Origin of the sequence: Micromonospora sp. NPDC005174, from assembly GCF_040608495.1 — a bacterium.
GTDB lineage: Bacteria > Actinomycetota > Actinomycetes > Mycobacteriales > Micromonosporaceae > Micromonospora.
On record NZ_JBEXIJ010000003.1, the window covers coordinates 320305 to 338974 of the forward strand.

Sequence of the window (18670 nt, forward strand, 5' to 3'; positions counted from 1 at the left end):
ACCAGCGCGCGCCCGTGGGCCCAGGCGACGCCACGCCTGTCACATCCGCCACCTCGGCACGGCGGTTCTCACCACGGTTCGCCGCTGTGTGGCGGCCGCAGCGTCGCCACCGGCGCGGACCAGCGTCGCCGCAGCGCGATCAGGCGCAGCCCGAAGACCAGGACGGCGGCGGCGGTGAGCGGCACCGGGCCGGTCTGGCCGGTGACGTACAGCAGCACCACCAGGACCGAGCCGGCCAGCGCCGCCACCGCGTAGATCTCCCGGCGCAGCACCACCGGGATCTCCGCGGTCAGCAGGTCCCGGCCGAGACCGCCCCCGATCGCGGTCAGCATGCCGATCAGGCAGGCGCCGACGGCCGGCACCCGGGCGTCGAGCGCCTTGAGCGTGCCGGTGACGGTGAACAGCGCGAGACCCGCCGCGTCGAGCACCAGCACTGTGGTGCGCAACCGGGCGAGTTGGGGGTGCAGCCAGAAGACGGCGAGCGCGGTGACCGCGGCGGTCGTGGCGTACCGCCAGTCGGCGAAGGCCAGCGGCGGCACCTCGTCGATGACCAGGTCGCGCAAGATGCCGCCGCCGAGCGCGGCCACGAAGCCGACGAACGCGACGCCGAAGAGGTCGAGCCGTTTGGCCACCGCGGCCGAGGCCCCGGAGGCGGCGAACACCGCGACCCCGGTCAGGTCGGCGAGGAGCAGGGCGGTGGAGGTGGTCACCGCCGCAGGCTACGTCGCCGGCCGGAGGGCCGAACCGCGTTCACTCGCGGTACGAGTCGTAGATCTCCTTGCACTTGGGGCAGACCGGGGAGCCCGGCTTGGCCGCCTTGGTGACCGGGAAGGTCTCGCCGCAGAGGGCGACGACGAAGGTGCCCATGACGGCACTCTCGGCGATCTTCTCCTTGCGGACGTAGTGGAACATTTCCGGACCGGTGTCGGCGTCCTTCAGCTCCGGACGCTCGAGAACCTCTGTGCTCACGTCTGCACCTCCAACGGACAAGTTTGGCAGGTCATCACGGCCGGGTCCACTTGAGGCCGGCCGGGGCCGGACCCCGTACGGTGCCCGTGTGACTGACTTTCGCATCAGCTACGGCACCGAGGTCGCCGAAGCCCTGCGCGACGGCCGACCGGTCGTCGCCCTGGAGAGCACCATCGTCTCGCACGGCCTGCCTCGCCCACAGAACCTGCGGGTGGCGCGGGAGATCGAGCAGGCGGTCCGGGACGCCGGGGCGGTGCCGGCGACGATCGGCATGATCGGCGGCGAGCTGGTGGTCGGTCTGGACGACGCGCAGCTGACCCGACTCGCCACCGTCGATGGTGTGACGAAGCTCTCCGTGCGCGACCTGGCCGTGGCGGCGGCGACCGGCGCGGACGGCGCGACCACCGTGGCCGCGACCAGCGCGGTCGCCGCCGCGGCCGGGATCGGCGTGTTCGCGACCGGCGGGCTCGGCGGTGTGCACCGGGAGGCGGCGCACACCTTCGACGAGTCGGCGGACCTGGTCACCCTGGCCCAGACGCCGATCACCGTGGTCTGCGCCGGGGTCAAGTCGATCCTCGACGTGGGCGCGACGCTGGAGCGTCTCGAGACCCTCGGGGTCGCCGTGCTCGGTTACCGCACCCGTCGGTTCCCCGGCTTCTATCTCACCGACGCCGGCTTCGACCTGGACTGGTCGGTGGACTCGCCGGAAGAGGTCGCGGCCGTGCTCGCCGCCCGGGACGAGCACGCCGTGCACACCGGCGGCCTGCTCGTCGCCAACCCGCTACCGGTCGACGAGCAGCTCGACCCCGAGCTGCACGACCGGACCCTGACCGAGGGCCTGGCGCTGCTGGAACGGGACGGGGTGACCGGCAAGGCGGTGACGCCGTACCTGCTGGCGCACTTCCACTCGGCCACCGAGGGCGCGAGCCTCACGGTGAACGTCCGGATCATCCTGCGCAACGCCGACCTGGCCGCCCGCATCGCGGTAGCCGCGGTAGCCCGCGCCTCCGCCGTCCCGGCATGACCCGTCCGACCCGTGTGGTCGTCGTCGGAGACGTGATCACCGACGTGGTCGCGGTGCTCTCCGGTCCACTCGCGGCCGGCACGGACACCGCTGCCGAGATCACCCTGGGCGGCGGCGGTCAGGCGGCCAACACCGCCGCCTGGGTGGCCGCGCAGGGGGTCGCCGTCACGCTCGTCGGCGCGGTCGGCGACGACGACGCGGGGCGCGACCGGGTGGCCGAGCTGACCCGGGCGGGCGTGGACTGCGCCGTCGAGCGGGTGCCGGGCGCGCCCACCGGAACGGTGATCGTGCTGGCCGCCGACGGCGAGCGGACCATGGTCACGTCGCGGGGAGCGAACCTGCGGTTGAGCGCCGAGCACGTCGAGAAGGCCGTCGCGGCCGCGCCCGACGCGGGGCATCTGCACCTGTCCGCGTACACCCTGTTGGACGCCTCGTCGCGCGACGCGGGGTTGCGGGCGTTGGCCGCCGCCCGCGAGCGCGGGCTCACCACCAGCGTCGACGCGGCCTCCGCGGCGCCGCTGCGGCGGGAGGGCGCGCGGACCTTCCTGGGTTGGGTACGCGATGTCGACCTGCTCCTGGTCAACGCGGACGAGGCCACGGTGCTGGCCGGCGGTCTGGACCCGGCGGCGCAGGGGCGGGTGTTGTCGGCGACGGCCCGGCGGGTGGTGGTCAAACGTGGCGCGGCCGGCGCGGTCTGGGTCGAGGGACGCACGGCAACGGTCAGCGTGGCGGCGGCCCGGCGGGTGGCGGTGGTGGACGTCACCGGAGCTGGTGACGCGTTCGCGGCCGGCCTGCTGACCGCCTGGCTCGGCGGGGCCACCCCGACCGCGGCCCTGGACCGCGCGACCGAGTTGGGGGCGCTGGCCGTCTCCAACGTCGGCGCCCGACCACCGGCCTGACCGATCGAGCCCTGACCCGCACGGCGCGGGTCAGGGCTCGACGTCGATGACCTTGTGCGGGCGCTCGTCGGCGGTGAGGCTCATCGGCGGGGTGTCGTCCCGCTGCCGAGGGTGGAACCGGTTGGCCAGCCGGTGCTCCTCCTTGGGTGGCCGGTCGTTGGCCAGCAGCACGGCCAGCCACGGGATGAGCACCATGCCGAGGGCGCACAGCGGCAGCCAGAGCCCGAGCAGTGGAGCCTGCACGCCGACCAGGATCGCTCCGACGACGATGCAGGCCACCCGGATGCCCATCATGAGGACGTAGCGGCGCTGACGGCTGGTGAGCTGATCGTTCTGGCTGCGCGAGGCATCGGTGATCAGAATCGGCTGGTACGCCTGACGCTTCACCATGGACCTCCTCGAGGGGATTACGCCCCATCCTGTCACCACGAAGCCGTGATCAGCGAAAATCGACTCATCCCGGTACGTGTTACGCGCGTGGTACGCTGCGCGTCGTGGGCAGCAGGTTCAGCTTCACCGACGAGGCGTTGGCCAACCTGAGGGTCTACGACGTCACGCCCGGGGAAGTCTGGGAGGCGTTGCACAGCGCACGACGGGTCATCCGCCACCTGGGCGACGACGTGATGGTGGTCTACGCCGCCGCCCGCCGGGGTCGCCGCCTGGCGGTGCTGCTCGCCGAGGCCGATGGCACCGACAACGACTGGGACATCCTCTCCGCCCGCGAGCTGAGCGACGTCGAGTCCAAGCGCTACGACGAGGCCGTGCGGAGGGATCGCCGATGAGGGGAGCCGTGACGATGCACCGCAACGACGCGACGAAGCAGTTCCACAGCGGCGACGACCGGCTCGCCGAGCTGATCGACGAGAGCCCGGCGGTGGACCTGCCGACACCCGACACCGACGTGCCCATGGTGAGCCGGTCGGTCCGGCTGCCGCTGGAGACCTACGAGCGGGTCCGCGCCGCCGCCGACGCCCGGGGCATCGGCGTCACCACGCTCATGCGGCAGTGGATCGAGGCCGGCCTCGCCGACCTGGACGACTCGGCCACCGTCTCGCTGGCCGACGTCCGGCGCGCGCTGGCCTCCCTGGCGCACCCCACCGCCGCCTGAGCGTCAGCCCTTCTCGGCCTTCGCCGCCGCCTTCATCTGCTGCTTGTAATCCCGCACCCGGCGCAGCGAGTCGGCGTCGGTGACGTCGGCCACCGACCGGTACGCGCCGGGATCGCCGTACCCGCCGGCCGCCGTCCGCCAGTCCTGCGGGGTCACCCCGAAACGCTTGCCCAGCAGCGCCACGAAGATCTGCGCCTTCTGCTTGCCGAAGCCGGGCAGCGCGGCGACCCGGCGCAGCAGCTCCGGCCCGTCGGCGACGTCCGACCACAGCAGCGCCGCGTCGCCGTCGTAGCGCTCCACCAGCGCCCGGCAGACCTCCTGCACCCGGGCCGCCATCGCCTTCGGGAACCGGTGCAGCGCCGGCGGCTGGGCGAAGAGCGCGACCAGCGCCTCGGTGTCGTAGCCGGCCAACTCGGCCGCGTCCAGGTCGTGGCCCAGCCGCTGCGCCAGCACGTACGGCGAGGAGAACGCCTTCTCCATCGGCACCTGTTGGTCCAGGGTCATGCCGATGAGCAGGGCCAGCGGGCTGCGCTCCAGCAGCCGGTTGGCCTCGGGGTCGATGGGGAGCACGAGCGTCATGGCCACCATCCTGCCCCGCGCACCGACCCGGCCGGACACCGACGCTCCGACGTCTACCGGCGGGTGCCGCCGACCCGGGGACGCGACGCGGGGCAGGATGTCGGGGTGGACGAACACGACATGCTGCTCTCCCCCGCCGGCGTCGACGCGCTGCGGACCGCGCTGACCCGGGCCGGGTTCACCAGCAACGGCATCGCCGAACGGCTCGGCCCACAGGCCACCGCCTCGGTCGGGCGCAACGACTATCGGGCCGCGCTGCGCGCCACCGAGGACCGCGATCCCCTCGCCACGCTGATCCGGGTGTTCATCTGCGACCAGACCGAGTCGGAGGCGAACGTCGCCGCCGCGCTGGCCCCGCTGGGCGTGGCGGACGCACTGGCCGGCGGGCTCGTCGAGCGGCACGGCGACGGTCTGCGCGCCGGAGTCGACCTGGAACCGTACGGCGACGACTGGTGGGTACTCGCCGACGTGCCGGCCTCCGCCCGACCGGGCCGACCCCTGCACGCCGAGCACGTGCTCGGCATCGGCGGCGCCACCCACACCCTGATCGGGGCGACCGTACGCCGGCCGGTCGGTGCCGCACTGGACCTGGGCACCGGCTCCGGCGTCCAGGCCCTGCACCTGGCCACCCATGCCGACACGGTGACCGCCACGGACCTCTCCGAGCGGGCCCTACGCTTCGCCGCCACCAACGCCGCCCTCAACGGCCAGGACTGGGAGCTGCTGCGCGGCGACATGGTCGCGCCGGTGGCCGGCCGGCGGTTCGACCTGGTGGTGAGCAACCCGCCGTTCGTGGTGGGCCCGGGCACCACCACGCACGTCTACCGCGACTCGGGTCGCGTGGGTGACGCCATCGCCGCCGAACTGGCCGCCGCCGCCCCCGGCCTGCTCACCGAGGGCGGCACCATGCAGTACCTGGCGAACTGGGTGCACGTCGCCGGCGAGGAGTGGGACGAGCGGGTGGCCGGCTGGTTCGCCGGCACCGGCCTGGACGCCTGGGTGATCCAACGCGAGGTGGCCGACCCGATGGCGTACGTCGACCTCTGGCTCACCGACGTCGGTGAGGGCGCCGACCCGCGGCGGGCGGCTGTCTGGCTGGACTGGTTCGACCAACACAAGATCGAGGCGGTCGGCTTCGGGATCGTGTCGCTGCGCCGCGGCGGCCACGCCGATCCGGTGGTCCGCGTGGAGGACCTGCGCCAGCAGGTCCAGCCGCCGCTGGGCGACCAGATCGGTGCCTGGTTCGACCGCCAGGACTTCCTGCGGGTACGCGACACCGAAGCGTTGCTCGCGGAGCGCTACCGGGCCGCCGCCGGCCTCCAGCTCCGCCAGGAGGCCACCATGGGCGACGAGGGTTGGGCGGTGGACCGGCAGGCTCTGGCGATGCCGGACGGCCTGCGCTGGACCGAGGAGATCGACCCGCTCGTGCTGGCACTGGTCGGCGGCGCGGACGGCCGCCTGCCACTGCGCGACCAGCTCGCCCTGCTCGCGGCGGCCCACGACGTCGAGCCCGACGAGATGGCCGAGGCTGCCGGCCCGATCGTCGCGCACCTGGTGGAACGCGGCTTCATCGAGCCGGTGACCGCGTGATGCCGCCGGTCCGCGCGGTGCTCACGTCCACTTGCGCGGTGCTGACGCCGGCCGTGGCGGTGGAGCGCTGATGCGGGCGGTGGTGCGCTGATGCGGGCGGTGGTGCAGACCGTCGGGCAGGCCAGCGTGACGGTGGACGACGAGGTGGTCGGCGCGATCGAGAACGGCCTGCTGGTGCTGCTCGGGGTGACGCACACGGACACGGCCGAGACCGCTCGGACGATGGCCCGCAAGGTGCACGAGCTGCGGATCCTGGACGACGAGCGGTCCGCCGCCGACGTCGGGGCGCCGATCCTGGTGGTCAGCCAGTTCACCCTCTACGGCGACGCCCGCAAGGGACGCCGTCCAAGCTGGACGGCAGCCGCCCCCGCCGAGGTCGCCGAACCCCTGGTAACGGCGGTGGTGGAAGCACTGCGCGACCGCGGCGCAAAGGTCGAGACCGGCCGCTTCCGCACCCACATGCTGGTGACCAGCACCAACATAGGTCCCAAAACAATCCTCCTAGACCTCTAACCCCCACCCCCACCCCCACCCCCACTAGACCCCGTTGATCATGAAGTTATTGCCTGCCCGGCCGGCGTGTCGGGGCAATAACTTCATGATCAACGCATTCCGGCCGGCGCGGGGCGGGGCGGGGGCGGGGCGGGCCGGGGGGGCGGGGCAGGGTGGGGGCGGGGCGGGGTGGGGTGGGGGGTGGGGCAAGCGCTCTGGTGACACTTTTTTGTGACGATCCTGCGGGATTGCTGTCGGGTCCGCGATCAGCTCACTCCCGTTTCACGTCTCGCCCGCCAAGCTGTGTCTCACACCGGCACTACTGGGCCGGAGACACGGCACAGACGTGGATACGGGGAGACAGAGATGGTCCTGCAGATGACGGAACACCGGACGCGCCCGGCCAGCAGCACCGAGACCGACGCCCTCACCGACCTGGACGCCACCGACGAGCGCGGCATCTCCACCGACCTGGTCCGGGCGTACCTCAACGGCATCGGCCGGACGAAGCTGCTGACGGCCGCGCAGGAGGTCGAGCTGGCCCGGCGGGTCGAGGCCGGACTGTTCGCCGAGGAGAAGCTCGCCACCTGCACTCCGGTCTCCGAGGAGCTGCGGGCCGACCTGGAGCTGATCGTCGTCGAGGGTCGCGCCGCCAAGGACCACCTGCTGGAGGCGAATCTGCGGCTGGTGGTCAGCATCGCCAAGCGCTACACCGGACGCGGGATGGCCTTCCTCGACCTGATCCAGGAGGGCAACCTCGGTCTCATCCGCGCGGTGGAGAAGTTCGACTACGCCAAGGGCTACAAGTTCTCCACGTACGCCACCTGGTGGATCCGGCAGGCCATCACCCGCGCCATGGCCGACCAGGCCCGCACCATCCGTATCCCGGTGCACATGGTCGAGCAGGTCAACCGGATGGTCCGGGCCCGTCGCGAGCTGGCGGTGACGCTGGGCCGCGAGCCTACCGTCGCCGAGGTCGCCCGGGCTCTGGAGATCCCCGAGTTCCAGGTCATCGAACTCATCTCGTACGACCGGGAGCCGGTCAGCCTGGACCAGGCCGTCGGCGACGACGGGGAGAGCGCCCTCGGCGACTTCGTGGCCGCGGTGGACCCGCGCACCGACCTGGGCGAGGGGGCCGCGCAGGGCGAGCTGCGCAACGAGGTGAGCATCGTGCTCTCCACGCTGTCGCAGCGGGAGCAGGCGGTCATCCGGCTCCGGTTCGGGCTGGACGACGGCCGGCAGCGCACGCTGGACGAGGTCGGCCGGGAGTTCGGCCTGTCCCGCGAGCGCATCCGGCAGATCGAGAAGGTGACGCTGCTGAAGCTGCGGGCGCCGGAGCGGGCGCAGCGCCTGGAGGCGTACGCATGCTGACGCGCCCCACGTTGTGGAAGGCCCTGGCGGTTCGCCGGGGCCTTCCCCCTTGCCGCAGTGGTTGACTGGACCCCCGACGAGAGGCACCCGTGAACTGGACATTGGAAGTCGTGATCGTGCCCGTGTCGGACGTGGACCGGGCGAAATCGTTCTACGCCGACCAGCTCGGCTTCACCGTCGACCACGACACCGTGATCAGCGACGACGCGCGGATCGTGCAGCTGACCCCACCCGGCTCCGGCTGCTCGATCGTGATCGGCAAGGGCGTCGTCCCGCAGATGCCACCGGGGTCGCTCAGGGGACTGCAACTTGTGGTGCCCGACCTCAAGCGGGCCCACGCCGAGTTGGTCGAGCGGGGCGTGCAGGTCGGCGAGATCCAGGTGGTGGGTGTCAACCCCCGACCGGTGCCCGACCCGCTGGACAATGTCGGCTTCGTCTTCTTCGCCGACCCGGACGGCAACACCTGGGGCGTGCAGCAGATCTCCAGCCGCGCCTGACCGGCGCACCCGTCAGAGACGTCGGGGGCCGGTGTCCGGGCGGGCGGCCACGCCACCGATGCGCACCTGGGCGTGCAGGACCGAGATGCCGTCCGGGCGGGCGAGCACCGGGTTCAGGGTCAACGAGCGCACCCGGGGCTGTTCGTCGGCGAGCTGGCCGACCCGCAACAGCAGGTCGGCCAGGGCCGCCCGGTCCACCGGAGCCGCGCCCCGGTGCCCCCGCAACAGGGGGGCCGCGCGGGGCTCGTCGACCAGTTCGGCGGCGTCGGTGTCGGTGAGCGGCACCGACCGCCAGGCCCGATCCCCCAGCAGCTCGGTGGCGACTCCGCCGAGTCCGAAGCCGACCACCGGCCCGAACGCCGGATCTTCCACCAGCTCCACCACACAGGCGACCCCGGGCGGGACCATCGGCTGCACCAGCACGTCCGCGCCGAAGCCGGCGGCCATCTCGGTGTACGCGCGACGGACGCTCGCCTCGTCGCGGAGGTCGAGGCGGACCGCGCCCAGGTCCAGCCGGTGCCGCAGCCCGGGATCGGCGGCCTTGAGCGCCACCGGGAAACCCAGCCGAGCCGCTGCTTCGACCGCCGCGCCGACCGTGTCCGCGGGCACCGACGGCACGGTCTCGATGCCGTACGCGGCCAGCAGCGCTCCCGTGTCGACGGGGTCGGCGCGCAGCGCGGCCTGCGCGGCGTCCCGGTCGATCCGGGGCAGCTCGGGTGTTCCGCCGGGCGGTCGACCCAACCACTGCGCGTACCTGTGCACCCGGGCGAGGGCGCGGACAGCCTCCTCCACCCCGCCGTACGCGGGCACACCGGCGGGCAGCCGGCCGACCAGGAACGTCGCCACTGTCGGCTTGCCCAGGGCGAGGGCTGCGGGCAGCGCCGCGGTGACGTCGGCGTCCACATCGGTGCGTTGACCGGGCAGCGGCGGGGCGAAGACCACGACGAGGGCGTCCACCCGCTCGTCGCCGGCCGTCTCGGCGAGGGCGGCCGCGAACTCGGCGGCGCCGGCGCTCGGCCCGACGTCGCGTGGATAGCCGTCGGCCACGGTCAGCCCCTGCCCGACGCAGGCCGTCGCCGCCAGCCCGGTCAACGCCGACGAGTTGCCGACGACGCCGACGCGACCACCGGCGGGCAGCGGCTGGTTGGCCAGCAGTACCCCCACGTCGAGCAGTTCCGCCACGGTGTCCACCCGGATCACTCCGGACTGGGCGAAGAGCGCCGCCACCGCCACCGCGTCCGGGCCGGCGGTGTCGCCGACCCCGGGCGGGCGGGCCGGCGAGGCGAGCGCCACCACCGGTTTGGCACGACCGATGCGCCGGGCCAGCCGGGCGAACTTGCGCGGGTTACCGAACGTCTCCAGATACAGCATGATCACGTCGGTGCCGGGGTCGTCCTGCCAGTACTGGAGCAGGTCGTTGCCGGAGACGTCGGCCCGGTTGCCGGCCGAGACGAAGCTGGACAGGCCGAGGCCACGCCGGTCCGCCTCGGCGAGCAGAGCCACCCCGAACGCGCCGGACTGGCTGAAGATGCCGACCCGACCGGCCGGCGGCAGCGCGGGCGCGAGCGTGGCGTTGAGGCGTACCGTCGGATCGGTGTTGGCCACGCCCAGACAGTTCGGGCCGACCACGCGCATGCCGGCGGCGTGCGCCGCGCGGACCAGCGACCGCTGCGTGGCCGCGCCCTCGCCGCCGGCTTCGGCGAAGCCGGCCGAGATCACGACGAGGCCGTGTACCCCGGCGGCGGCCGCGTCGGCGACCACCGCGGTCGCCGCCTCCGGTGGGACCGCCACCACCGCCAGGTCCACCGGCACCTGGGCGTCGACAGCCGAGGGGTACGCGGGCAGCCCGGCCACCGTCGACGCGCTCGGGTGCACCGGCACCACCGCGCCGGTGAAACCGCCGTCGCGCAGATGGCCGAGCACCGCCGCGCCGACGCCCTGGCCGGTGGCGCTGGCGCCGTAGACGGCGATGCCACGCGGGGCGAGCAGCCGGGCGATCGAGCGCGCCTCGGTGCGGTGTTCCCGGCCGCGCTGCACCTCGAGGGTGGCCTCGGTCGGGGCGATCGGGAAGCTCAGGTGCACCACACCGTCGGCGTACGCGCGCTGGACCTGGTAGCCGAAGTCGGCGAAGACCCGCAGCATCGTCCCGTTGGCCGGCAGCACCTCGGCGACGAAGCTCATGATGCCGTTGCGCCGGGCCGCGTCGGCCAGGTGCTCCATCAGCACCGAACCGATGCCCCGCCCCTGGAAGGCGTCCTCCACCACGAAGGCCACCTCCGCCTCCGGCGCCTGCGGGCCGAGCCGCTCGTACCGGCCGACCGCGACGATCTGGTCGGCGGCCAGCACCACGAACGCCTCCCGGTCGTGGTGGTCGACAGTGACGAAACGGATCAGGTCCCGTTCCGGGATGCGCGGGTACGGCGAGAAGTACCGCAGGTAGCGGGTGCGCTCGGAGAAGCGGCTGTGCATCGCCACGATGCCCGGCGCGTCCGCCGGGTCGATCTGCCGTAACTGGACGGTGCTGCCGTCGCTGAGCAGCACGTCGGCGGGCTGGTCCACGCTCGTCACCCTAGAACGGCCCGGCTCAGTCCCGCGGGTCGTACGGGTCGAGCCCGAGCAGCGGGAAGACGGTCTTGCGGGTCGCCGCGATGGCGCGGTCCACCGCGTTCGGCTCGCCCGTCGGCTGCCACGGCTCGTACGACGGGTCGCCGTCGTCGGTCATCCGCAGCGGGATCTCCCGGCCCGGTCGACGGGCCGCCGCCAACTCCCGCCACGCGAGGGGGGTGAGCGTCGCCGGGTCGATCGGGTCGCCGGTCGCCACGGCCAGCAGATGCGTCCACGCCCGGGGCACCGCCTCGACCAGCGCGTACCCGCCGCCGCCGGTGGCGACCCAGCGGCCCTCGCACAACTCGTCGGCGAGCGCTCGCAGCGCCAGGTAGGTGGCGCGCTGCCCGTCCACAGTCAGGTTCAGGTCGGCAAGCGGATCGAGCCGGTGCCCGTCCGCGCCGCACTGGGTGACGAGCACCTGCGGCCGGAACGCGCGCAGCACCGACGGCACGATCGCGTGGAACGCCCGCAGCCAGCCGGAGTCGTCCACGCCCGGTGGCAGCGGCATGTTCACCGCGCTGCCCTGGGCCTCCGGCCCGCCGGTCTCGTCGGGGAACCCGGTGCCGGGAAAGAGCGCGAGAGGCGTCTCGTGCAGGCTGACCGTGAGCACCCGCGGGTCGTCCCAGAAGATGTCCTGCACACCGTCGCCGTGGTGCACGTCCACGTCGACGTACGCGATCCGCTCCGCCCCCAGGTCGAGCAGCCGGGCGATGGCCACCGCGGGGTCGTTGTAGACGCAGAAGCCGGACGCCCGGGCGGGCAGCGCGTGGTGCAGGCCACCCGCCACGTTCACCGCCCGGCGGGCGTCCCCCCGCCAGACCGCCTCGGCCGCGGCCACCGTCGCGCCCGCGATCAACGCGCTGGACTCGTGCATCCCCTCGAAGACCGGGTTGTCGGAGGTGCCCAGCCCGTACCCGGCGAACAGCGGGTCACGCGGCGCGGCCCGCACGGCGGCCAGGTAGGCGGGGTCGTGCACGCGGGTCAGCAGCGCGTCGTCGGCGGGCTCCGGCTTGACCACGCGCACGCCGGGACGGGCCAGGACGCCCAACTCCTGGGCGAGCGCGATGGTCAGCTCCACCCGCACCGGGTCGAGCGGATGGTCACCGAGGTTGTAGGCGAGCAGCGAGGAGTCCCACACCACCACCGTGTCGTCGGACATGAGCCCATCGTCGCACGAGGACCGTCGTCGGCCCATCGCACGCGCTGGTCAGCGCTAGGGTGTCGATCCGGTGGCGACCGGCCGGGACTCGTCGGCGACCCAGTTGCTCCACGAACCCACGTAGAGCGCGGCGTCTCCTCGGCCAGCCAGGTGCAGCGCGAGGACCGCCTGCGCGGCGGTCACGCCGGAGCCGCAGTACGCCCCGACCTGCCGAGCCCCGCCCAAGCCGACCGCGGCGAACCGCTCCCGCAGCACCTCGGCCGCCGGGAAGCGCCCGTCGGCGTCCACGTACTCGCCGGCGGGCAGGTTCGCCGCACCGGGCACGTGACCGGCGACCGGGTCGATCGGCTCGACCTCGCCCCGGTACCGGGGCGCGGCCCGCACGTCGAGCAGCACCGCGTCGTCGGCGGAGGCCAGGGCGGCTGCCTGCCCGGCGTCGAGCACCGGAAGATCACCGGGGTGCACCTCGACGTCGCCGGGGCTCGGGGTGGGCGCCTCGGTGGAGACCTGTCGCCCGGCCGCGACCCAGGCCGGGAACCCTCCGTGCAACACGCGCACCGGCCGGTGCCCGGCCCACCGCAACGTCCACCAGGCGCGCGCGGCGGCCAGGCCGTCACCGCCGTCGTACACCACCACGGGGTGACCGACGCGGACGCCGGCGGCCCGCAGCGCCCCCCGCAGCGCGCCCGGGTCGGGCAGCGGGTGCCGACCGCCGACGCCGGGCGGCCCGCACAGCGCGGTGTCCAGGTCGACGAAGACCGCGCCGGGCAGGTGGCCGGCCAGGTAGTCGTCGCGGCCGGGCGGACCGGTGAGCCGCCAGCGGACGTCGAGCAGGGTGGGCGGGTCGGCATGGTCGAGTTCGGCGGCGAGCCGGTCGACCTCGACGAGCAGCTCCTCGGTACCGGACATGGCGACCATCCAACACCATCCGGGTCTTCGCGGTGCGGTTCGTCGAAGGTCGCTCGCCGTGTGGCGGGGTAGCATCGTGCATCGGAGGGCCGCTTACCTTATGAAGTCTCACGATCTGGTCGACACGACCGAGATGTACCTGCGCACGATCCTCGAGCTGGAGGAGGAGGGCGTGCCGCCGCTGCGCGCCCGCATCGCAGAGCGCCTCAAGCAGAGCGGCCCCACCGTCAGCCAGACCGTGGCCCGGATGGAGCGCGACGGCCTGCTCACCGTGGAGGGCGACCGGCACCTGACGCTCACCGCGCTGGGCCGCGGCACCGCCGTCTCCGTGATGCGCAAGCACCGCCTCGCCGAACTGCTGCTGGTCAACGTCATCGGGATGCCCTACGAGGAGGCCCACGAGGAGGCCTGCCGCTGGGAGCACGTGATGAGCGACGCCGTCGAGAAGCGGGTGTACGACCTGCTCAACAGGCCGACCCGCTCGCCGTACGGCAACCCGATCCCCGGCCTTGAGGAACTGGGCTCCCCCGGGCCCGAGACCAGCGAGCCCGGCGAGGGTGAGCGCAACCTGGCCTTTCCCGGGCTCTCCGGGCCGGTCGTGGTCCGCCGGATCTGCGAGAGCGTGCAGACCGACTCCGACGTGCTGCGCCAGCTGCACGCCGCTGGCGTCGACCCGGGCGCCACGGTGACCGTGGCCCAGGAGCGCGACGGCGTGTCGATCGACCGCTCCGGCGACCGGGTACGGCTGCCGCGCGAGGTCGCGTCCCGGGTCTTCGTCGCCGCCAACTGACCACCCGCGGGCGTCACAACGCCCGCGTGTCCACCTTCTTCGCCAACGCGATCAGGTCTCCGGCCACCTTGTCCGCGGCTGTCCGCTCGGCATTCCGCGCACCGGTCCAGGTCAGGATGGCGAGGCGTCCGTCGGTGGCCAGCCAGCCGACCTCGGCCACCGGCCCGTGGCCGCCGGACGCGGCGGTCGTACGCCGGTACGCCTGCTGGCCCAGCCCGGTGACCTTCGTCGCTTTGGCGGGCACCACGTCCGCGCCGAAGGTGGTCTTGTCGATCGTGGTCTCCGACACACTGAGCGTCAGCTCCGGCAGCGCCGCGCGCTCGGCCCGGACCACGCAGGTGTGCGTGTCATCCCGCTCGCTGGCCGCCGCCACGTCGAAGCGCGCCTTGACGACCTGCTCGATCACCGCGAAGTCCAGCAGCCGGCACGCGCCGCCCGACGAGGCCGCCGACACGTCCAGGGCGACCGGCGCCGGTGGTGGCAGCGCCACCGGCTCGGCCTCGGCGGCACAGCCGCTCACCAGCAGGCCCGCCAGCCCGGCGACCACGATCCGCCCGCGCACGCTCCACCCTCTCGCCGACCGACGGCGGAAGGGCCCCGCCGGATGTCCGTCGGAAACCGTACGGGGTGTCCGGGTCGGGCGGAAGTCCTCATTCCGAGGGTGGATCGTCCACGTACGGGCAGTGCCGGCAACCACGCCCGCAGCACGTGCCCCGACGGGCCAGGAAGGCGGCGCTGAGCACGAACAGACCCGTCGCCGGGTCGAGGTAGCCGGCCTCTCCGGCGGCCAACGCGGCGTCGTGCGCGGCGATGATCCGGGCCCGGTCGGGATGCTCGGGCGGCAGGCGGGACGGGTGCGGCTCGGTGAGCGGCCGGCCGGCCAGGGGGCGTCGTTCTCCGCTCACCCGCGAAAGTCTAGGAGGCCTGCTTGAGTCTCCACCAGGTGGAGGCGCGAGGGTGACGGCATGAGTGGCGAGACGTGGCACACGATCGGCGAGCTGGCCCAGCGGACGGGCCTGAGCGTCAGGACCATCCGGTACTACGCCGACCATGGCATCGTGCCGCCAGCGGACCGGAGCCCGGCCGGCTATCGCCTGTTCGACGCCGAGGCGGTCGCCCGACTGGAACTGGTCCGGACGCTGCGCGACCTGGGCGTGGATCTGACGTCCATCCGTCGGGTGGTGGACCGCGAGGTGCCCCTGCGCGACGTGGCCGCCACGCACGCACAGGCGCTGGCGGCGCAGATCCGCGTGCTGCGGTTGCGCCAGGCCGTGCTGACCGTCGCGGCGAGGCGCGGGGCCGGCCCGGCCGAGGTGGACGACCTGCACCGGTTGGCCCGGCTCACCGCCCGCGAACGGTCGCAACTGGTGGACGACTTCCTGGCCAGCGTCTTCACCGGCGACCCGCCGACGTACCCGGGTGTGCTCGTCTCGATGACGCCGGAGCTGCCCGAGGATCCCACCGCCGAGCAGGTGCAGGCGTGGGTGGAGCTGGCCGAGCTGTGCCGGGACCCCGCCTTCCGGGCAAGCATGCGGCGGCTCGCTCGCCAGCACGCCGCCGACAACGACGTGCCCGGCCTCCCCCGCCCGGACGCCGTCGCCGTGGTCCGGGACGGGGTGGCGGGCGCACTCGCCGCCGGTCTCGATCCAACCGGCGGCGAGGCCGAGCCGGTGGTCGCGGCGGTCACCAGCCGGTACGCCCGCCTGCGCGGCCTCCCCGACGACGCCGACCTGCGCCGGCGGCTGCTGGACCGGCTCGTCCTGGCCAACGACCCCCGTCGGGACCGCTACCTCGACCTGCTCTCGGTGATCAACGGCTGGTCGGGCGGAGGCGCGGTCGCGCCGGCCGTCGACTGGTTCATCCGAGCGCTGCGCGCCCGGATGCCGGCAGAGGCCCGCTCTCAGCCGAACCAGGTCATCGCCTGACCATGGCCCCGGGTCCAGGCCAGCGGCCGCCCGTCGAGCGCGAGGACGTTGTGCAGCGCCGCGTCCGGCGAATCGGGCAATCCGGCGTAGGCCAGCACCTCCGGGGCTTCGTTCGCGATCCAGTGGCCGGGCAGCTCACCGACCAGCCGCACGAACGCGTCCCGGCGCGCGGCGGGCACCTGGTAGAGCACGGACGTGTGGAAGATGACGAGCGTCGCGTCGGCCGGCGCGCGGGCCACCAGAGCCGGCAGGTCGTCCACCAGGTCACCCCGGACCAGCAGCGGCGGGTCGGCGGCGGCGACCGCCGCCGCCGCGCGCAGCCGGGCGCGGCGGTGCGCGTGCTCCGGCCAGATCAGGGCGTCCAACCAGGACACGTCGTCGGGGTCGGTCACGTCGAGCGGGTTCAGGTCGAGGCCAGCCCGCCACACCACCTGGGGTACGCGCTCAGGCGGCACCAATCCGCTGGCCGCGCACTCCAGGACGGGCGCTCCGTCGCCAACCTGGTGCTCGCCGTACCGGTAGGCGTACCGGTCGGGATACAGGCAGAGCCCGGCGGACGCCCCGACTTCCAGCAGGGCGAGGGGCTGCGGCAGCGCGGCGAGCACCGGCAGCAGCACCGCGCACCGGCCGGCTTCGTTCGTCTGGGTCGCCCTGCGCTTCAGCTCGGTTTCGATGACCGGCCAGCGCGTCAGCACGTAGTCGTGGAAAGCGGCCAGGTCCTCGACCGGCCCGCCCAGCCAACGGACCACGCCGTACAGCAGGTTCGGCTGGCGCTTGGCCGGCGGGAGGGTGTCGAGCAGGGCGAGCAGGTCGTGGTCGTCCGCGACGGCGTACGACAGCCGCTCGTACGTCGGTGAGATTCCGTGTGCCTCGCGGCGCGCGAACTCGACGTACGCCTCGGTGGTTGTCATGCCTTGATCGTCGCAACGATCTCCCGGCTTTTCAGCCCCGCGGCTCTCCGCCCGTCCAGCCTTGTCGGCGGCCATCATCGTCGGCGACCTGCCTCCGGTCCAGCGCGGCGGACAGGACGGTGGCCAGCATGGCGGCACCCACGACGATGCTCAGCGTGTGCTGGACGACGGCCACGGCGGGATAGTCGACGGCCACGTAACCCGCCGGCCGGATGATGGCCATCGGGAGCTTCCAGCACCCCCAGGCGAACAGCGACCCCGACGCGGTGAACGCGAGCGACATCGGAACCCAGCGCGGCAGCCGCGCCGGGCGATGGTGGTCGAACGCCCAGACGCTCCACCCGCCCACCAGCGCCCACAACCCCGCGCTGCCGTCGAGGAGACGGTCGTTGAGATCCCCACCACCGGCACGATGCGCGGGCGTGATGCCCAGCGTGCCGCCCACCGCCCAGGACAACCAGAGCAGACCCAGCGCGACAGTCACCGCCACCGCCAGCAGCGGGAACCATGACGGGCGGCCCGGACGATCTTCCAGCCGTCCCTGAAAGGCGACCGGCCACCGTTGCCGCAGATAGATCGGTAGTGCCACGGCCAGTCCCGCCGCCATCCCCAGGAAGCCGAACCCGATGAGGAAACCCTCCCCCGCCGGTGCCGGATCGCCACCCCTCAGGGCCGTGAGAATGCCACTGATCACCAGGTACGGAAGCATCGGCACCAGGAAGCCGCCGCCCACCCAGGCGAAGAAGATCAGCGGTCGCGCCGGGAGACGCCTGCCCCAGTTCTGGGTCAGCGCCAGCGCGACGGTGACCCCGATCGCGGACATCCCCACGGTGACCGCGTTGAGCACCACCCAGGCGGCGGTTCCCATGTCGTCCGGCCCGTTCCCGAGCAGCCCGACAACGATCCAGATGACCTTGACCAGCAGGTACAGGGACATGGCCAGCGCCGCCGAGTAGCCCGCCACCTTGCCGACGACGATCCACCGCCGGCCGATTCCCCACTCGGTCTGCTCCCCCGCTGCGCCGACTGGCCCCCTCATCACTGGCCCGCCCTCCGCTGCGACCGATCCGGCTCCGGCGATCCTCTCCCGGTTGCCGGCCGTCAGTATCCCGCCACGGAGGGAACGTCGTGCCGTCTCGTCCCCCGACCGAGGGAACCACTCACAGCACCCTGCCCTCACCTTGGCCTCTGCCGTGATCACTTGATGCTGGCCAGTTGCCCACGAGCTCCCGTGACTGGTCAGCATCAAGTGATCTTGCGGGCGTCTTGTTTCGGAAGCACTTGCAAGACGCTCAGCCCGGCAGGGAGGATTCCAGGTCGCGACGGGTGAGGGCGGCGTGTAACCGGAGCCCTTCGGCCGCCAGATTCTCCCGTCCGCCCTGCTCCCGGTCGATGGCACACACCACCGAGTCGACCTTCGCGCCGCCGGCCCGTAGCTGCCTGCACGACGCCAGCAACGCGCCGCCGGTGGTGACCACGTCCTCGATCACCACGACCCGCAGGCCACCGACGGGGCTGCCCTCGGCCGCCTTGCCGGTGCCGTACTCCTTCGCCTGCTTCCGCACGAAGGCTGTCGGCAGCCCGGTCAGCTGCGACATCACGGTCGCGATCGGAATGCCGCCCATCTCCATCCCCGCCAGAACGTCGCACTCGGGCAGCAGGGCGACCATCGCCTCCGCCACCTCACGCAACAGGCCCGGGTCGGCCTCGAACAGGTACTTGTCGAAGTACTCGTCGCTCGTCTGACCGGAGCGCAGGCGGAACGATCCGGTCAGGTGGCACGTTTCGTAGACGCGGTGCGCAAGGGGAGAAGTCATGCCGCCAGCGTGGCAAACGGCGC

General features: G+C 73.2%; 22 protein-coding genes. 10 read left to right on the forward strand and 12 right to left on the reverse strand.

The genetic code is table 11. From position 1 onward, the window contains the following. Positions 1 to 68 precede the first annotated feature (68 nt). Entirely contained in the window at positions 69 to 710 is a 642-nt protein-coding gene (locus ABZU91_RS06050; protein WP_355234588.1) for a trimeric intracellular cation channel family protein, read from the reverse strand. Positions 711 to 750: 40 nt separating this feature from the next. Then, on the reverse strand, positions 751 to 969 hold the full coding sequence (locus tag ABZU91_RS06055) for a DUF3039 domain-containing protein (protein WP_007456912.1): 219 nt from the start codon (positions 967 to 969) through the stop codon (positions 751 to 753). Positions 970 to 1057: 88 nt separating this feature from the next. Here ABZU91_RS06055 and ABZU91_RS06060 point away from each other — a divergent pair, with 88 nt between their 5' ends. Further along, complete coding sequence (locus ABZU91_RS06060; RefSeq protein WP_355234591.1) at positions 1058 to 1993, forward strand: pseudouridine-5'-phosphate glycosidase; 936 nt, start codon at positions 1058 to 1060, stop codon at positions 1991 to 1993. Next, positions 1990 to 2892 carry a PfkB family carbohydrate kinase gene (locus ABZU91_RS06065; RefSeq protein WP_355234594.1) on the forward strand — a complete coding sequence of 301 codons (903 nt, stop codon included), beginning with the start codon at positions 1990 to 1992 and terminating at the stop codon, positions 2890 to 2892. Before ABZU91_RS06060 ends, ABZU91_RS06065 begins: the two co-directional genes overlap by 4 nt. Before the next feature lie 30 nt (positions 2893 to 2922). Here ABZU91_RS06065 and ABZU91_RS06070 read toward each other — a convergent pair whose 3' ends face one another. Beyond that, a complete protein-coding gene (locus tag ABZU91_RS06070; protein WP_355234597.1) occupies positions 2923 to 3282 on the reverse strand; it encodes a DUF3099 domain-containing protein in 360 nt (119 codons plus the stop codon). 104 nt (positions 3283 to 3386) lie between these two features. On the opposite strand from ABZU91_RS06070, the gene ABZU91_RS06075 reads away from it, so the two are divergent. Both ABZU91_RS06075 and ABZU91_RS06080 read left to right on the forward strand, forming a co-directional pair. Beyond that, a complete protein-coding gene (locus ABZU91_RS06075) occupies positions 3387 to 3674 on the forward strand; it encodes a hypothetical protein (protein WP_124771959.1) in 288 nt (95 codons plus the stop codon). Then, complete coding sequence (locus ABZU91_RS06080; protein ID WP_355053271.1) at positions 3671 to 4000, forward strand: hypothetical protein; 330 nt, start codon at positions 3671 to 3673, stop codon at positions 3998 to 4000. The genes ABZU91_RS06075 and ABZU91_RS06080 overlap by 4 nt, the downstream gene beginning before the upstream one ends. 3 nt (positions 4001 to 4003) lie before the next feature. Here ABZU91_RS06080 and ABZU91_RS06085 read toward each other — a convergent pair whose 3' ends face one another. Further along, the gene (locus tag ABZU91_RS06085) at positions 4004 to 4588 is read right to left on the reverse strand and encodes an HhH-GPD-type base excision DNA repair protein (RefSeq protein ID WP_355234820.1); all 585 of its coding nucleotides are present in this window, start codon (positions 4586 to 4588) and stop codon (positions 4004 to 4006) included. A gap of 96 nt (positions 4589 to 4684) precedes the next feature. Between ABZU91_RS06085 and ABZU91_RS06090 the strand changes: the two genes are divergently transcribed. The 4 genes from ABZU91_RS06090 to ABZU91_RS06105 all read left to right on the forward strand — a co-directional run bounded on the left by ABZU91_RS06090 (position 4685) and on the right by ABZU91_RS06105 (position 8529). Further along, positions 4685 to 6169, forward strand: coding sequence for a methyltransferase (locus tag ABZU91_RS06090; RefSeq protein WP_355234601.1), 1485 nt, complete (start codon positions 4685 to 4687; stop codon positions 6167 to 6169). A gap of 90 nt (positions 6170 to 6259) precedes the next feature. Beyond that, on the forward strand, positions 6260 to 6682 hold the full coding sequence (gene dtd, locus ABZU91_RS06095; RefSeq protein WP_355234604.1) for a D-aminoacyl-tRNA deacylase: 423 nt from the start codon (positions 6260 to 6262) through the stop codon (positions 6680 to 6682). A gap of 357 nt (positions 6683 to 7039) precedes the next feature. Next, positions 7040 to 8032: an RNA polymerase sigma factor SigB gene (gene sigB / locus ABZU91_RS06100; RefSeq protein ID WP_355234823.1), complete on the forward strand. Its 993-nt coding sequence runs from the start codon at positions 7040 to 7042 to the stop codon at positions 8030 to 8032. Between the two features lie 89 nt (positions 8033 to 8121). Further along, positions 8122 to 8529, forward strand: a complete 408-nt coding sequence (locus ABZU91_RS06105; RefSeq protein WP_355234607.1) for a VOC family protein — start codon at positions 8122 to 8124, stop codon at positions 8527 to 8529. Between the two features lie 12 nt (positions 8530 to 8541). Here the strand turns inward: ABZU91_RS06105 and ABZU91_RS06110 are convergent, their stop codons facing one another. The 3 genes from ABZU91_RS06110 to ABZU91_RS06120 are packed head-to-tail and all read right to left on the reverse strand — an operon-like array spanning position 8542 to position 13204. Next, positions 8542 to 11097: a GNAT family N-acetyltransferase gene (locus ABZU91_RS06110; protein ID WP_355234610.1), complete on the reverse strand. Its 2556-nt coding sequence runs from the start codon at positions 11095 to 11097 to the stop codon at positions 8542 to 8544. Between the two features lie 16 nt (positions 11098 to 11113). Continuing rightward, positions 11114 to 12295, reverse strand: a complete 1182-nt coding sequence (locus tag ABZU91_RS06115) for an acetoin utilization protein AcuC (protein ID WP_355234613.1) — start codon at positions 12293 to 12295, stop codon at positions 11114 to 11116. Positions 12296 to 12349: 54 nt separating this feature from the next. Beyond that, the gene (locus ABZU91_RS06120; RefSeq protein ID WP_355234616.1) at positions 12350 to 13204 is read right to left on the reverse strand and encodes a sulfurtransferase; all 855 of its coding nucleotides are present in this window, start codon (positions 13202 to 13204) and stop codon (positions 12350 to 12352) included. Positions 13205 to 13304: 100 nt separating this feature from the next. Here ABZU91_RS06120 and ABZU91_RS06125 point away from each other — a divergent pair, with 100 nt between their 5' ends. Then, on the forward strand, positions 13305 to 13994 hold the full coding sequence (locus ABZU91_RS06125; protein ID WP_355234619.1) for a metal-dependent transcriptional regulator: 690 nt from the start codon (positions 13305 to 13307) through the stop codon (positions 13992 to 13994). Positions 13995 to 14007: 13 nt separating this feature from the next. Here the strand turns inward: ABZU91_RS06125 and ABZU91_RS06130 are convergent, their stop codons facing one another. Then, entirely contained in the window at positions 14008 to 14556 is a 549-nt protein-coding gene (locus tag ABZU91_RS06130; protein ID WP_355234622.1) for a hypothetical protein, read from the reverse strand. Between the two features lie 88 nt (positions 14557 to 14644). Further along, positions 14645 to 14899: a DUF5522 domain-containing protein gene (locus tag ABZU91_RS06135; protein WP_355234625.1), complete on the reverse strand. Its 255-nt coding sequence runs from the start codon at positions 14897 to 14899 to the stop codon at positions 14645 to 14647. A gap of 60 nt (positions 14900 to 14959) precedes the next feature. On the opposite strand from ABZU91_RS06135, the gene ABZU91_RS06140 reads away from it, so the two are divergent. Then, the gene (locus ABZU91_RS06140; RefSeq protein WP_355234628.1) at positions 14960 to 15919 is read left to right on the forward strand and encodes a MerR family transcriptional regulator; all 960 of its coding nucleotides are present in this window, start codon (positions 14960 to 14962) and stop codon (positions 15917 to 15919) included. Here ABZU91_RS06140 and ABZU91_RS06145 read toward each other — a convergent pair. The 3 genes from ABZU91_RS06145 to pyrE all read right to left on the reverse strand — a co-directional run bounded on the left by ABZU91_RS06145 (position 15895) and on the right by pyrE (position 18647). Further along, positions 15895 to 16830 carry a DUF2332 domain-containing protein gene (locus ABZU91_RS06145; RefSeq protein ID WP_355234631.1) on the reverse strand — a complete coding sequence of 312 codons (936 nt, stop codon included), beginning with the start codon at positions 16828 to 16830 and terminating at the stop codon, positions 15895 to 15897. The genes ABZU91_RS06140 and ABZU91_RS06145 overlap by 25 nt on opposite strands. 31 nt (positions 16831 to 16861) lie before the next feature. Next, a complete protein-coding gene (locus ABZU91_RS06150) occupies positions 16862 to 17869 on the reverse strand; it encodes a hypothetical protein (protein ID WP_355234634.1) in 1008 nt (335 codons plus the stop codon). A gap of 253 nt (positions 17870 to 18122) precedes the next feature. Then, complete coding sequence (pyrE, locus tag ABZU91_RS06155; protein WP_355234637.1) at positions 18123 to 18647, reverse strand: orotate phosphoribosyltransferase; 525 nt, start codon at positions 18645 to 18647, stop codon at positions 18123 to 18125. Positions 18648 to 18670: the final 23 nt, after the last annotated feature.